Source organism: Iodobacter fluviatilis (assembly GCF_004194535.1).
In the GTDB taxonomy this organism is placed as follows: domain Bacteria; phylum Pseudomonadota; class Gammaproteobacteria; order Burkholderiales; family Chitinibacteraceae; genus Iodobacter; species Iodobacter fluviatilis_A.
The window spans coordinates 1,566,403-1,582,997 of record NZ_CP025781.1; the positions used below are offsets into that span (position 1 = coordinate 1,566,403).

The window sequence follows — 16,595 nt, forward strand, 5'->3', positions numbered from 1 at the left end:
TATAAAACAACCTATTACTCATATAGCATTGGCATTTTTTTGCTCTTACATAAATATTATTTACTTGGTATCACACGAGGTGTTTTAAAATTGAGATGTCTTTCAGTACGGTATTACTGAGGCTTTTATTCCATAAAGTGCTTAGCTACAAATACAATTCAAATACTATTTGAAAATATATATATCATATATGCTCATGATTATTTTTTAAAAAACAAATAGGCACTATTTAATTAAGAACGTGCACATCAAGGCGTAATTATAGCAAACAGTTTAAAACCGCTAACATCCTTACAAAAAACAGAGATTCATTATGTAAGAATAATAATTTAAGTTATTTAACTTAAAGCCGATAAATGACTAGACTTTATATTCCACGCCTTAGCTACCATGCATCTTATGCCCCAAACGGGCATTGAATTCCTCTGTATCATAAGGCTATGGGTCTAACGTTTTAAAAAGGTTATTTCAGCCGGAGCTTGATAACCGGCAATTGGATAGCATGATGAGCGTGTTTACTGGCATGAGCACTAGTCAAATCGCGGAGTTAACCACAGCCCAAATGGCCAGTGTGAATACGGCTGCGATTGCTACTCTTACAACGCTCCAATTAGCCCAATTAAGCACTCGGCAAATTGCTGCATTAAACAGCACACAAATTAGCCAAGGCTTTACTACCGATCAAATCATGGCGCTGAGTAGCACTCAAGCTGCAGCATTAAGTACCACGCAATTAGCTTCACTGACAACACTACAAATCGCCGCACTAGAAAGCGGCGATTTAGCCGCGCTCAGCACGGCGGCGATCAGCAGCTTAAATTCCAAACAATTTAGCGTTTTAAATAGCAGCCAACTGATTGCACTTACATCCAATCAAGCTGAGGCTCTCAGCATTGCTCAACTGCAATCTCTATCAAGCACTCAACTCGCCACATTAGAAACCACCGACTTTTCCGTGCTCAAAACCAGCGTGATTGCCGCCTTATCAAGCTCGCAAATCAACGCACTAAGCACCAGCCAAATTGCCGCACTCAACTCCAATCAAGCAGCGGCGCTCAGCAGCACGCAACTCGCTGCGATGTCGACAGCGCAGCTTGCCGCGTTTGAAACCACTGATTTTGCCGTACTCAAAACCAGTGTAATTGCAGCGCTTTCTAGCCAGCAAATGATGGCGCTCAGCAGTAGCCAAATCATTGCACTTAACTCAAACCAAGCGGCAGCGCTTACATCCAGCCAAGTAGCGGCGCTCTCTAGCACGCAATTGCTGGCGCTAGAAACCAGTGATCTTGCCGTACTTAAAACCAGCGCAATCGCAGCCTTATCAAGCGAGCAGCTTAATGCGCTGAGCACGGGGCAAATTGCCAGCCTGAGTACAGGCCAAATTGCTGCAATTAGCACCGCCAATATGGCAAATGGCCTAAATAGTAATCAAGTGATTGCGCTGACTACCAGCCAAGCTGCAGCGCTCAGCTCAGCGCAAGTGGCCGCCTTAACCACCAGCAATATTGCAGCACTTGAAACCGCTGATTTTATGGCGCTTAGAACTAGTGCCATTGCAGCACTCAGCAGCCAGCAAATTAATATTCTCAATACCGCGCAAAGCATTGCCTTAACGTCAAATCAAGCAGCAGCACTGACATCAACTCAAATCGCTTCACTTTCTACCAGCAGCATTGCTGTTTTAGAAACCGTCGATTTAATCGCTTTAAAAACCAGCGGTATTGCCGCTATTTCTAGCGCTCAGCTTAATGCGCTAACAACTCAGCAAATTGCCGCCCTAAGCACCGCTCAAATTAGCGCCATTAGCACCGCTAATATCGCTAACGGCTTAAATAGTATGCAAGTTGTGGCACTCACCAGCCAGCAAGCAGCCGCGCTTAGCTCCACCCAAGTCACAGCCTTATCCACCAGCAATATCGCAGCACTTGAAACCACAGATTTAGCGGCGCTCAAAACCAGCGCCATTGCCGCTATTTCTAGCGCTCAGCTTAATGCGCTAACAACTCAGCAAATTGCCAACCTCAGCACCGGCCAAGTTGCGGCGATTAGCACGGCGAATATGGCGGACGGATTAAATAGTAGCCAAGTGATTGCACTGACCACCCAACAGGCCGCAACGCTAAGCTCATCACAAGTCGCAGCCTTATCCACCAACAATATCGCAGCACTTGAAACCACCGATTTAGCCGCGCTCAAAACCAGCGCCATTGCCGCTATTTCTAGCGCTCAGCTTAATGCGCTAACAACTCAACAAATTGCCAACCTGAGCACAGGCCAAGTTGCGGCGATTAGCACGGCGAATATGGCGGACGGATTAAATAGTAGCCAAGTGATTGCGCTGACCACCCAGCAAGCCGCAACGCTAAGCTCATCCCAAGTGGCAGCCCTATCCACCAGCAATATCGCGGTACTTGAGACCACCGATTTAGCGGCGCTCAAAACCAGCGCCATTGCCGCTATTTCTAGTGCTCAGCTTAATGCGCTAACAACTCAGCAAATTGCCAACCTGAGCACAGGCCAAGTTGCGGCGATTAGCACCAGTAATATCGCCAATGGATTAAACAGCAGCCAAGTGATTGCGCTAACCACCCAACAGGCTGCAACGCTAAGTTCTTCCCAAGTAGCGGCCTTATCCACCAGTAATATCGCGGTACTTGAGACCACCGATTTAGCAGCACTCAAAACCAGCGCCATCGCTGCTATTTCTAGCGCCCAGCTTAATGCGCTAACAACTCAGCAAATTGCCAACCTCAGCACCGGCCAAGTTGCGGCGATTAGCACCAGTAATATCGCCAATGGATTAAATAGTAGCCAAGTGATTGCGCTGACCACCCAACAGGCTGCAACGCTAAGCTCTTCCCAAGTGGCAGCCCTATCCACCAGTAATATCGCGGTACTTGAGACCACTGATTTAGCCGTAATCAAAACCAGCGCAGTCGCCGCCCTCTCCAGCCAGCAGCTCAATGCCTTAATCACCAAGCAAATCGATGTGCTGAGCACGAGCCAGGCTGCGGCACTCACCACGGCGCAAGTTTTAGCCATGTCGACCAGCAATCTGGCCGCGCTGACAACGGCTAATTTGATTTCGCTGAAAACAGCCGCCATTGCTGTCCTTACTAGCAATCAGATCGCCAGCCTAAGTAGCGATCAAATTGCCAGCCTAAGCACCCATCAAATCGTGGCTTTAAATAGCCTCAGCATAAGCGGCGGGCTAAATAGTAGTCAGATTGTGGCGCTGACAACGAGCCAAGCCGCCGCACTTAGCTCCGCTCAAGTGGCGGCATTAACGACTAGCAATCTGGCTGCAATGGAAACGCGCGATGTAGTCGCCCTCAAAACCAGCGCCATTGCTGCTTTAAATTCAAGCCAAGTCAATGCGCTGACAACAGATCAGATTGCTAGTTTAAGCAGCAACCAAATCACATTCATCACCACCGCAAGTGTCGCCAATGGCCTGACGAGCAATCAGATAGTGGCACTCAACACCAGCCAAGCCGCCGCACTTAGCTCCGCCCAAGTGGCCGCATTAACGACCAGCAATCTAGCCGCGATGGAAACGCGCGACATCGTTACGCTTAAAACCAGCGCCATTGCCGCTTTAAACACCGCGCAAATTGGAGCACTAACAACAAGCCAAATCGCCAATCTCACCACCAGCCAGATCGTGGCTTTAAGCACAGCCGATATTGCCTATGGCCTAAACAGCAGCCAGATTGTAGCGCTAACATCGATTCAAACCGCCGTGCTAACAACAGCCCAAGTGGCGGCGCTTTCAACAACGAATCTTGCTGCAATGGAAAGCAGCGACTTTGCTGCGCTCAATACCAATGCCATTGCGGCCTTGTCTAGCAATCAAATTCAAGCGCTAACTTCAGATCAAGCCCTTGCCCTGACTACCGCTCAGGCTGCAACGCTGTCTTCCAGACAAATAGCAGCCTTATCCAGCAGTAATATCGCAGCATTAGAAACGACCGATTTAAGCGTACTCAAAACCAGCGCCATTGCTGTCCTTAGCAGTAGCCAAATCGCCGCAATGAGCAGCGGCCAAATGGCGAGCTTAACAACGATGCAAATAGTGGCACTGAATACCGCAGCCATCGCCAACGGGCTAAATAGCAGTCAGATCGTCGCTCTCAACACCAGCCAAGCCGCCACTTTAAGCAGCACACAAGTGGCGGCGCTATCAACCGCCAATCTAGCAGCAATGGAAACGCGCGATGTAGCCGCCCTCAAAACCAGCGCTATTGCCGCTTTAAATTCAAGCCAAGTCAATGCGCTGACCACAGATCAGATTGCTAATCTAAGCAGCTACCAAATCACAGTCATCACCACCGCAAATATGGCCAATGCCCTGACGAGCAGTCAGATTGTGGCGCTCAACACCAGCCAAGCCACCACTTTAAGCAGCGCCCAAGTGGCGGCACTCTCGACAGCTAATCTGGCCGCGATGGAAACACGCGATATCGTTGCGCTTAAAACCAGCGCCATTGCCGCTTTAAACACCGCACAAGTGGCGGCATTGACCACCGATCAAATTGCCAATCTCACCACCAGTCAAATTGTGGCTTTAAGCACCGCCGCTATTGCCTATGGCCTAAACACCAGCCAGATTGTGGCGCTGACTTCCAATCAAACAGCGGCCTTAACAACCGCCCAAGTGGCGGCGCTTTCAACAACTAATCTCGCGGCAATGGAAACCCGCGACTTTGCTGCGCTCAATACCAATGCCATTGCGGCCTTAGCCAGCAATCAAATTCAAGCACTGACCTCAGATCAAGCCGTGGCCCTAACTACCGCTCAGGCGGCAACGCTGTCTTCAAAACAAGTGGCCGCCTTGTCGACTGCCAGCATTGCGGCGCTAGAAACCTCAGATCTAATTGCCCTAAAAACCAGCGCCATTGCCGCTTTAACATCGGCGCAAGTGGCGGCCCTCAACACCAGCCAAATCGCCAGCTTACTGACTAGCCAAATCGTTGCGCTCAATACAGCAGATATCGCCAATGGGCTAAATAGCAGCCAAGTTGTGGCGCTGAGCACCAGCCAAGCAGCGGCGCTCAGCTCCGCCCAAGTCGCCGCTTTATCGACCACTAATCTGGCCGCAATGGAAACGCGCGATTTAGCGCTGCTGAAAACCAGCGCCATTGCGGCTTTGAACACCGCGCAAGCTAATGCCTTAACAACCGATCAAATCGCCAATCTAACCAGCAATCAAATTGTGGCTTTAAGCACAACAAACCTTGCCTCTGGCCTAAACAGCAGCCAAATCGTGGCGCTGACATCCAGCCAAGCCGCTGCGCTAACAACCGCCCAAGTAGCAGCGCTTTCAACAAACAACCTTGCCATAATGGAAACCGCTGATTTTGCAGCGCTGAAAACATCGGCCATTGCCGCTCTATCTACTAACCAAATTAAAGCACTGACATCCGATCAGGCCATTGCGCTGAGCACCCTGCAAGCGGCGGCGCTTAGCTCCACACAAGTTGCTGCGTTTTCAACTACTAGCATGGCTGCGCTGGAAACCAGTGATCTAGCCGTATTTAAAACAAGTGCCATTGCCGCACTGAGCAGCGCCCAAGTGGCAGCGCTAAGCACCAGCCAATTCGCCAGCCTAAGCAGCAATCAAATTACGGCTTTAACTACGGCCAATATAGCGAACGCTCTCAATAGCAATCAGATCGTGGCGCTCACCACTAGCCAAGCTGCAGGGCTTAGCTCCGCCCAGATTGCCGCCTTATCGACCAGTAATCTGGCCGCAATGGAAACCCGAGATTTAGCCTTGCTTAAAGTTGCCAGCATTACGGCACTATCCAGTAATCAGGTGAATGCACTCACCAGCGAGCAATTTGCCAGCTTAAGCAGCAGCCAGATTGCAGCTCTGAACACCACGGCCATCGCAGGCGGATTAAGAACCGATCAAATTGTGGCGATGAGCAGCAGCCAAGCCGCAGCTTTAAGCGCCAGCCAAATGGCCGCGCTTTCTACCAGTAATCTGGCCGCAATGGAGACCAGTGATTTTGCAGCGCTCAGCGCAGCTGCCATTGCCAGCTTATCTAGTACTCAAGCAGGGGCGCTAAGCAGCAATCAAATCATTGCGCTGACCACCACTCAAGCTGCCGCACTCAATACCCGCCAAGCTGCGGCGCTCTCTAGCACCCAATTGGCGGCGCTAGAAACCAGCGATTTAGCGCTCATTCAGGCGGCGTCTATTGCCGTTTTATCGAGCACCCAGATCAGCGGCTTGAGCACTACACAGCAAAGCAGCTTAAGTACCAGCCAGATTGCCGCGCTGAACACCACGGCGATCGCCAGCCTTGGCACAGATAAAGTCAGCGCCTTAACCTCAACGCAAGCCATCGCGCTCAATACCGCGCAAATTGCTGCGCTATCAACAGCACAAATTGCTGCCATCGAAACCACTGACTTTGCCGTACTCAGCAACGCCGCCATTGCCGCGCTTTCGACGGATCAAATCGCTGCGCTCAGTACCGCGCAAACCGTTGCGCTTAACTCCAGCCAAGCCAGCGTGCTGACTACGCGGCAAGTTTCAGCCTTATCAAGCACGCAACTTCAGGCCATGGAAACCAGCGACCTAGCCGTTTTAGCTAGCGCAGGTATCGCCGTGTTATCCAGCAGCCAAGTGAGCGCACTGAGCACCGATCAAATAGCCAGCCTAAGCAGCAAGCAGATTGTGGCTTTGAATACCAACGCATTGGCAGGGCTAAGCACTGCGCAAATTGCAGCGCTTACATCCAATCAATCGGCGGCCCTGATCACTAGCCAAGTTGCCGTGCTATCGACCAGCCAAATCGCCGCCTTTGAAACCAGTGATCTGGCCGAGCTAAAAACCAGCGTGATTGCGGCGCTTAGCAGCAGCCAGCTGCAAGCGCTTAGCACAGAGCAAATCAGCAGCCTCAAAACCACACAAATTGCAGCCTTAAACACCGCCGAAATGGCAAATTTAAGCAGCACTCAGCTTGCCGCCTTAAACACTAACCAAGCAGCGGCTTTAAGCAGCACGCAAGTCACCGCGCTTTCAACGCTGCAAATTATCGCCCTGGAAACCAGCGACATAGCGGCGCTCAGCACCACAGTGATCGCCGCCTTATCGACCAATCAGCTCGCCGCGCTCACTACCGAGCAGATAGGCACCTTACGCACGGCAGCAATCGCTAGCTTAAGCAGCAGCCAAATTGTGGCGCTGACTTCAAACCAAGCCGCAGCGTTAAGCTCTAGCCAAGCAGCCGCATTATCTAGCCTGCAAATGGCAGCGCTTGAAACCGCCGATTTGGCCGTGCTCAGCAGTAGCGCCATCGCGGTGCTGGCCAGTGCCCAAATCAACGCCCTCAGCACCCAGCAATTTGCCAGCCTTGTCACCAGCCAAATCGCCAGCTTAAATACACAGGCCATGGCCAGCTTAGGCAGCGATAAAGTCATTGCGCTTACCACCAACCAAGCTGCCGCACTAACGGGCGTGCAAGCCGCAGCGCTGACCACCAGCAATATCGCCGCACTAGAAACCACCGATTTAGCCGTATTCAACAGCAGCGCCATTGCCGCATTGTCGACCAGCCAAATCACAGCACTTACGACTAAACAAATCGCAGCGCTAAGCACCGACTCGATCACCAATGGCTTAACCATTAATCAGGTTATGGCGCTCACATCCAGCCAAGTTGCTGCGTTTTCTATTGCCCAAATTGCTGCCTTATCTGAAAACACCATTGGTGGCCTAGAAACGTCTTACCTCACCTTAATCAGCACCAGCGCCATTGCGGCATTATCGAGCACGCAAGTCGGCTCGCTCACCGCAGCGCAAATTGCCAAGCTCAGCACCACGCAAATTGCCGTACTGAACACCAACGCCGTCGGTAATCTAAGTGCCGATCAAGTGATTGCGCTCACAACCAATCAGGCATCTGCACTGACAAGCAGCCAAGTAGCCGTGCTTTCAAGCACCGCGATTTCCGCCATGGAAACCAGCGATTTAGCCACGTTTAAAACCACGGCCATTGCGGTACTCAATAGCAATCAAATCAGCGCGCTGACTGTGGAGCAAATCAGCAGCCTAAGCACCAAGCAAATTGCTGTACTCAGCAGCAATGGCATCGCCCGTTTAAGCGCCGATCAAGTGATTGCACTCTCCTCCAGCCAAGCCGCAGCGCTGAACACCAGCCAGATAGCGGCGCTGAGCACTACCGGTATCGCAGCGATGGAGCTGGAAGATTTTGCGGCGCTTAAAACTAATGCCATCGCCGCGCTCACAACAAATCAAATCAGCGCACTGACGGCAGATCAAACAATTACCCTGACTACGCAACAAGCCGCCGCACTGAGCAGTAGCCAAGTGGCAGCACTCAGCGCCAGTAATATCGCAGCACTAGAAACGAGTGATCTAGTAGTGATCAAAACTAGCGCGATTGCGGCTTTAAACACCACACAAGTTGCCGCGCTGAGTGCAGAACAAATCGCCAGCCTTAGTAGCAATCAGATCATTGCTCTTAGCACCTCAGCCATTGCCAATGGCCTAACGCCCGATCAAATGGTGGCACTCACTAGCAAGCAAATTGCCGCGCTAAGTAGCGTTCAAATTGTGGCGCTTTCCACCACCAGCATTGCCGCCATTGAAGCTGCGGATTTTGCTGTGCTAAAAACCAGTGCGATTGCCGTCCTTTCCACCAGCCAGATTAATGCCCTAACCGCAGAGCAAACCGCAGCCCTAAGCACGCAGCAAGCCGCCATTTTAAGCAGCAGCCAGTTTGCCGCGCTCAGTGCCAGCAATATCGCCGCGCTAGAAACCAGTGATCTCATCGCACTCAGCAGCAGCGCCATTGCCGCCTTAAGCACAACTCAAAGCGCGGCATTAAGTGCAGCGCAAATTGCCAGCCTGAGCAGCAATCAGATCGTTGCATTAAGCACCACCGTGATTGCCAGCGGCCTTAGTGCCAGCCAGATTATCGCGCTAACTTCACAACAAGTAGCCTCGCTTAGCACCGAGCAAATCAGTGCGTTCTCTACCAATAGTATCGCCGCAATGGAAGCCAGCGATTTCTCCGCACTGAGTACCAACTCTATTGCAGTTTTATCCACCAACCAGATAAAAGTGCTCACCGCGGCTCAAAGCATTGCCTTGACCACACAGCAAGCCGCTACTTTAAGCAGCAGCCAACTTGCCGCGCTAACGGCTACAAATGTGGCGGCCATAGAAACCACCGATTTAATCGCCATCACCAGCAGCGCCATTGCCGCATTAAATACCGCCCAAGTGGCCGTGCTCAATGCGGCACAAATTGCCAGCCTAAGAAGTGATCAAATTGCCGCATTAAGCACCTCGGCCATCGCCAATGCCCTGAGTGCATATCAGGTGATTGCGCTAACATCCACCCAAACCGCTGCATTAAGCACCGCGCAAGTAGCCGCGTTATCCGCCAGCAATATGGCCGCCTTAGAGGCCGGTGATTTAGCCGCAATCAAAACCAACGCGATTGCCATCTTATCTACCGAGCAGCTTGCAGCCCTTAGCCCAGACCAAATTGCCAGCCTCACCAGCAAACAAATCAGCGCACTGAGCACCAACAGCATGGCAAACTTGAGCGCGGATCAAATCATCGCGCTCACCACGGCGCAGACAGCCGCCTTGCTCAGCAGCCAAATTGCCGCGCTCAGCACCAGCAGTATTGCCGCACTAGAGGCGCTTGACTTTGCGGCTATAAAAACTACCGCGCTTGCCGCTCTTTCCACCGTTCAAATCAACGTACTCACCGCTGACCAAACCATTGCGATGACCACAGCACAAGCCGCCAGCCTCAGCAGCAGCCAAATTAGCGGGCTAAGCGCTGACAATATCGCGGTGCTTGAAACCAGCGATTTACTTGCCTTTAAAACCAACACGATTGCCGCACTCAACACGGCTCAAGTTGCGGTATTAACGGCTGAGCACATTGCCAGCATGAGCAGCAGCCAAATTGCCGCACTGAGCACCGCAGCCATTGCCAACGCCCTCAGTGCAGAGCAAGTAACCGCCCTGACGACCAAGCAAGCTGCAGCACTGACTACCGCACAGCTATCGGTACTTTCTGCTAGCAATGTGGCCGCCTTAGAAACCGCAGATTTAGCCGCCATTAAAACGGCTGGGATCGCCACGCTGAACTCGGCCCAAGTTGGCGCGCTAACCGAAGAGCAAGCCGCCAGCTTAAGCGCTAGCCAAATTGCCGCGCTTGCTCCTAGCAGCCTAGCTGGCATGACGGCAGCTGATATTGCCGTGTTAAAAACCAGCGGGATTGCGGCGCTTAGCTCGGCACAAATCAGCGCGATGGGCACTACGCAAATTGCTAGCCTTAGCACCAACCAGATTGCTTCTTTAACCGCAGCAAGCATGGCAACGGGCTTTACCACCGAGCAAATTATTGCCCTGACCTCGGCCCAAGCGGGCTCGCTCAGCGCCAATCAAGTGGCAGGGCTTTCAAGCAAGCAAGTTGCCGCCTTTGAAACCAGCGATCTTGCGGCCTTAAATACCACGGCGGTGGCCGTGTTATCTAGCAGCCAGCTTAATGCCCTAAGCAATAATCAAGTGGCCAGCTTAAACACCAATCAAGTGGCAGCGCTTAACTCTGCCAGCCTAGCCACGGGCTTTACCACCACGCAAATTATTGCCCTCAGCTCGGCTCAAGCGGCGGTGATTACATCCGGCCAAATGGCCGCCTTATCCACCAGCCAAATCGCCGCCTTCGAAACCGCCGATTTCGCCGTAATCAATACCAGTGCAATTGCCGCCTTATCCTCCGATCAAGTAGTTGCCTTCACCACTGCCCAAGCTGCGGTGCTGACTAATAGCCAACTACAAGCGATCTCTGGCACGAATCTAGCTGCGATAGAAACCAGTGATTTAGCCGTATTAAGAACCAGCGGCATTGCCGCCTTAAGCACCATACAGATTCCAAGCTTTACGACGACGCAAATTCAAAGCCTCACCACCAGCCAAGTTCAGGCGCTCAGCTCTACCCAAGTTATGGCGCTCACGGGTGCTCAGCAAGCGGCCTTTACCACCACACAAACGCCATTCTTAGCTGCGTCTAGCCCTATCATTCTGGATTTGGATGGTAATGGTATCCGCACGCTTAGCCTAGAAAACGGCACACAATTTGATTTGCTGGGCGATGGCAATAAGATTAAAACCGGTTGGGTTGGCCAAGGCGATGGCCTGCTGGTGCTCGATAGAAACCAAGATGGCATCATCAATGATGGTAAAGAATTATTTGGCACATCTACCCTACTTAGCAATGGCAGCAAGGCAGCCGATGGCTATGCCGCACTGGCGGAGCTAGATAGCGATCACAACGGCCAGCTAGATCAATTTGATGCAGATTTCCATGAATTAAAAGTATGGATTGATGAAAATGCCGATGGCTTTAGCCAAGCCGAGGAGCTTAAAACACTGATCTCACTCGATATCAGCAAGATAGGCGTTCGGGCGAGCCAAAGCGCAGAAAAAGACAATGGCAACTTTATTGGCTTGAAATCCAGCTATGAAACCAATGATGGCGTAAGCCACATGGCGGCCGATATCTGGTTTGCTACCGATAAATCCGCTTTACTCAACGACAATTCCCCTGATTTACGCAGCAGCGTGGTCAACCTGGTGCAAACCATGTCGGCCTTTACCGAGGCGGAAAAACGCGGGGTATTCAATACAATAGAGCCAATGCAGTTGCAACTGCCATCCGATGCCCCACTGGCCGCATCCGCCCAAATCACCGCCAGCAATATGGCCGCGCTGATGAAGCTCTTCGATGCCAACGGCAATATGATAGGCGCTCCAGAAAGCATGCTGGCCAGCGGCGACCCAACGCTCAAACTCAATGCTCTGAATCAGCAGCACAGCAATGGTATTTTGGTGATGAAATAAGACCTTTGGCTTTAAAAAGCATAGGGGGCGCTGCAAGCAGCGCCCCCTATGCTTTTTAAAGTGTATCCCGTTTCATCCCACAACAAGGACCAATCTGCTGATGCTATGCAGCCACTATTTATGCATGCTTGCTCCCAAGCAAGCCCCTTTACGCCACCAATATTGGGTAATCGGTATAACCCACTTCATCACCCCCATAGAATGTTGCCTGATCAGGCGTATTCAATGCGGCCCCTTGTTGATAGCGCGCCACCAAATCTGGATTGCTAATAAACGGGCGGCCAAAGGCGATTGCGTCTGCAGTGCCAGTGGCTAAACGTGCTTCTGCTGTTTGTGCATCGTAACCACCGCAAGTCATGATCACGCCTCGGTATTGCTGGCGTAAATCCGTACGGAAGGTTTCGCTTAAAGGCTGACCACCGGCCCAATCTGGCTCAGCGATATGCAGGTAGGCTACGCCAGCGCGGTTAAATTCCTCAGCCAGATACATCGCCATTGCTTCTGATTCATCGTCCACAATATCGTGCGCTACAAAGTTAGGCGATAAGCGCACGCCTACTTTATCTGCACCGACTTTTGCCGCCACGGCATCTATCACTTCCAGTAATAGGCGAGCACGGTTTTCCATCTTGCCGCCGTATTGATCGGTACGCTTATTGCTACCTGTGGCCAAGAATTGCTGCAGCAAATAACCATTGGCCGAGTGAATTTCTACAAAATCAAACCCTGCCCGCATCGCACGCTCAGCTGCGGCTACATAATCGGCCACAATCCCAGGCAGCTCTGCGGTTTCTAAAGCGCGCGGCGCATCACAAGGCGCTCGGGTCGGCGTGCCATCTGGCAGAATCACAAAGCTGGTTGATTTCACGGCCTGAATGGCTGACGGGGCCACCGGCGCTGCACCGTTTTCTTGCAAGTGACGATTAGAAATTCGCCCCACATGCCAAAGCTGCATAGCCATCTTGCCGCCCTTGGCGTGCACTGCATCCACTACCTGCTTCCAGCCTGCTTCTTGGGCATCGGTATACATACCGGGGGTAAGTGAATAGCCCTGGCCCTGACGGGAAATTTGTGTGGCTTCGGTGATAATTAAACCGGCGCTGGCACGTTGTGCGTAATAGATAGCATTCATTTCAGTCGGCACATCGCCCGGCTGGCTAGCACGTGATCGAGTCAGCGGCGCCATAATCATGCGATTAGCGAGGGTGGTTTTGCCGATGGTAATGGGGGTGAGTAATTTATCTGCGGACATAAGATTTCCTTAATTATTAGATATAAAAATCAAACTTTGGGTGTGGCTCAAAACAACTTCCCGAAATGATTTATCAACGCAAAACCATCATCCCCGAGTGTTGTAGTCGGGGATCCAGCAGCGTAGCTGGATTCCCGCCACGTCACTCCCGAGTGCTTGTGTCGGGAGGGGAATGACGACGTTTCGAAAACGGGAGAACATTCTAAACAAGACCCTTACTCAGCCACCTTCACTACCAGCTTCCCGGCATTCTTCCCTTCCAACAGGCCAATAAAGGCTTGCGGGGCGTTTTCCAAACCTTGTACTACGTCTTCACGGTATTTGATTTTGCCTTCAGCAATCCACTGGCTCATGGCAGTAAAGAATTCGCCGTAGCGATGACCAAAATCGTCCCAGATAATAAAACCTTGCATGCGGATACGTTTTTTCAGCAGCGTGCCCATCAGCATAGATAAGCGATCTGGGCCTGCGGGCAGGCTAGTGGCGTTGTATTGCGAGATCAGACCACAGAGCGGTACACGGGCGGCGGTATTGAGCAGCGGCAGAACTGCATCAAATACCGCACCGCCTACATTTTCGTAATACACATCGATGCCTTTAGCGCAGGCTGCAGCCAGCTGCTCGGCAAAGTCGCTAGCGCGGTGATCAATACATGCGTCAAAGCACAGCTCTTTCACGGCGTAAGCGCATTTATCTGCACCACCGGCAATCCCCACCACGCGGCAGCCTTTGATTTTGGCGATTTGCCCAACAATCGCGCCTACTGCACCAGTGGCAGCAGCCACCACCACGGTTTCTCCCGCCTTAGGTTGGCCAATTTCTAACAGGCCCATATAGGCAGTAAAGCCCGGCATGCCGAGTACACCGAGTGCGTGCGATGGAGACGCCATAGCGCCTAGCTTTTGCAGGCCCGTGCCATCCGAGATACTGTAATCCTGCCAGCCTCCAAAATTCACGACTAAATCGCCCACGGCATAATCGCCATTTTGCGACTCTTCAACGCGGCTCACCGTACCGCCTACCATTACAGCGCCCACTTCTACCGGTGCAGCATAAGAAGGCGCATCGCTCATCCGGCCACGCATATAAGGATCAAGCGATAAATACAAGGCGCGCAGCAATACTTCACCGCGGCCAATAGCAGGGATGGCGTGCTCTTCTAAACGAAAATCAGCAGGTACAGGTGCGCCATGCGGGCGGCGGGCTAAAACGATGCTGCGATTCAGTGTTGATGACATGTGAAGCTCCAGAGTGTTTGATCCCCGCTCGCGAGGAAAACGACAGGAAACATTAATTAAATGGCGCGAATTTCGTAATCCATACGGGGGAAATGCAGGTGCAGCAGGCCACAAGCTGCGCTTTGACGGGCGATCACTATTTTTTTCTCGTCCAAATAAACCAGCTCACCCGCTACGCTCTCCTGCGGATAGCCTTCTGGCTGAACAGCCACTTTCTGGCCTGCTTTAAATAGCGAATCTTGCATTTCAGCTAGCGCAACAGGCTTAGCCTGCTTTGCTGCAGCAAACGCATCGCCCGCTGAGATACTGCTCATCTCACCATGGCCAAATGCCGCTATTCTGGCCATCCACGGCAATATAGCCTTGGTGTTTGGGGCCAGCGCCTCTAAAGCCTGTGCACCCAGCAAAAACCACAGCGAGTGATACACCGCAAAATCACCCGCGCAGGGATTGATGCCACCCAGAAAATGGGCCCCGCTTAAAGCTTGATCGAGCTGATTAATCAAAGCACGCAGCTGAATCGCTAATTGCGCCTGATCGGCCAGCAATTGCGCTTTTTGCAAAGGGAGTTGCGGGTGCATGGCGATACGATCATCGAGCAGCGCTTGGGGAATATGCTCAGCGCGGCTTGCCATCAAATAACGGGCGGCACGCCAAAAGATATCCACATCAAATAAGCGGCCCAATAAATCGGCTTGTGCCGCCTGAGGCCCCGTCGCTAAAGCAGGCTGAGGATAGCGCTGCTCCAGCTCCGCAATAATCAACGCCGAATCGCAATAAATATCTGCGCCAATTTGCAATACCGGCGCACGCCGGTATCCACCGGTAAGCGCCATTAAATCGGGTTTAGGCAAGACAGGAGGCATCAGCAGGGATTGCCACGCCAGCTGTTTAAACCCCAGATAGCATCGCACTTTTTCTGAATACGGCGATGCTTGGTAATGATGCAAAATCAGCGCAGCGCTCATCTTAGTAGCTGCCTTCCAAAACCAGCTTGCTAATGGCTAAATCCACATCGCCACGCTCGCCCAAGGCCACCATGCCGTGGGCTTTTAGCTGCTCAAGCACGGCATTAATGGCGCTGACTTCCAGACCATAATCACGCATGCGGGTTTTAACGCCCATAGCTTCAAAGAAATCACGGGTTTTAGCGATGGCGGCATCGATACGCGCGTCTTCCGAGCCTTCTTTAATACCCCATACACGATCGGCGTATTGCAGCAGTTTTTCACGCTTAGCGGCGCGGCGTACATTCAGCATGGATGGCAAGATAATCGCCAGCGTTTGCGCATGGTCGATATTATATAAAGCCGTCAGCTCGTGCCCCAGCAAATGCGTTGCCCAATCTTGCGGTACACCGGCACCGATCAGGCCATTGAGCGCCATCGTGGCGGCCCACATTAAGTTGGATCGAACGGTGTAATCATGCGGCGTTGCCAGCGCTTGCGGGCCCACTTCGATCAAGGTTTGTAAGAGGCTTTCGGCAAAGCGGTCTTGCACCGGCGCATTGGCTGGGTAAGTTAAATATTGCTCAACCACGTGCACAAAGGCATCCACCGCACCGTTAGCAATTTGCCGAGCTGGCAGGCTGTAGGTTTTAGTTGGGTCGAGTACCGCAAACTGAGGGAATACATGGCGATTCATAAAAGGTAGCTTGGTCTTGGTTTCGCTGCGCGTAATCACCGAGCCATTATTCATTTCTGAGCCGGTAGCAGGCAAAGTCAACACCGCGCCCAAAGGCAAGGCTGCTTTAATATACTGACCACCCGTGGTAAAAATTTCCCAAGGATCGCCTTCGTAAACGGCTGCAGCGGCGGCAAACTTGGTGCCATCAATCACCGAGCCACCACCCACAGCCAGCAGGAAGTCAATTTTCTCTGCCTTAATCTGTGCCACGGCTTTCATCATGGTTTCATACGTTGGATTGGCTTCAATGCCTGAGAATTCAGCAACGCTATGGTTTTTTAAGACATCCATCACTTCGGTGTAAGTGCCATTTTTTTTAATACTGCCACCGCCGTAGAGCACCAAGACACGGGCCTTTTCAGGTACAAGAGTGGCTAACTTAGCAATCTGGCCTTCGCCAAAAACGATTTGAACGGGGTTGTAAAATTCGAATTGCAACATTGAGTATCCTTGTTTAAGTCATTAAAAATAGACCAGTCGTCTAGTCTGCGGTTCAAAAAAAACGGCAACGCTGCCG

5 protein-coding genes are annotated in these 16,595 nt (G+C 51.9%); 1 reads left to right on the forward strand and 4 read right to left on the reverse strand.

Annotation, left to right across the window (positions count from 1 at the left end; all coding sequences use genetic code 11):
• The first annotated feature begins 505 nt into the window (after positions 1-505).
• A complete protein-coding gene (locus C1H71_RS07035) occupies positions 506-11,902 on the forward strand; it encodes a beta strand repeat-containing protein (protein ID WP_188053638.1) in 11,397 nt (3,798 codons plus the stop codon).
• Between the two features lie 148 nt (positions 11,903-12,050).
• Here C1H71_RS07035 and C1H71_RS07040 read toward each other — a convergent pair whose 3' ends face one another.
• The 4 genes from C1H71_RS07040 to C1H71_RS07055 all read right to left on the reverse strand — a co-directional run bounded on the left by C1H71_RS07040 (position 12,051) and on the right by C1H71_RS07055 (position 16,519).
• Positions 12,051-13,154 carry an alkene reductase gene (locus C1H71_RS07040; RefSeq protein WP_130105912.1) on the reverse strand — a complete coding sequence of 368 codons (1,104 nt, stop codon included), beginning with the start codon at positions 13,152-13,154 and terminating at the stop codon, positions 12,051-12,053.
• A gap of 215 nt (positions 13,155-13,369) precedes the next feature.
• A complete protein-coding gene (locus C1H71_RS07045; protein WP_130105913.1) occupies positions 13,370-14,392 on the reverse strand; it encodes an NADP-dependent oxidoreductase in 1,023 nt (340 codons plus the stop codon).
• Between the two features lie 56 nt (positions 14,393-14,448).
• Positions 14,449-15,360, reverse strand: a complete 912-nt coding sequence (locus C1H71_RS07050; RefSeq protein WP_130105914.1) for a glutathione S-transferase family protein — start codon at positions 15,358-15,360, stop codon at positions 14,449-14,451.
• 1 nt (position 15,361) lies between these two features.
• Positions 15,362-16,519 carry an iron-containing alcohol dehydrogenase gene (locus C1H71_RS07055; RefSeq protein WP_130105915.1) on the reverse strand — a complete coding sequence of 386 codons (1,158 nt, stop codon included), beginning with the start codon at positions 16,517-16,519 and terminating at the stop codon, positions 15,362-15,364.
• Between the last annotated feature and the right edge of the window lie 76 nt (positions 16,520-16,595).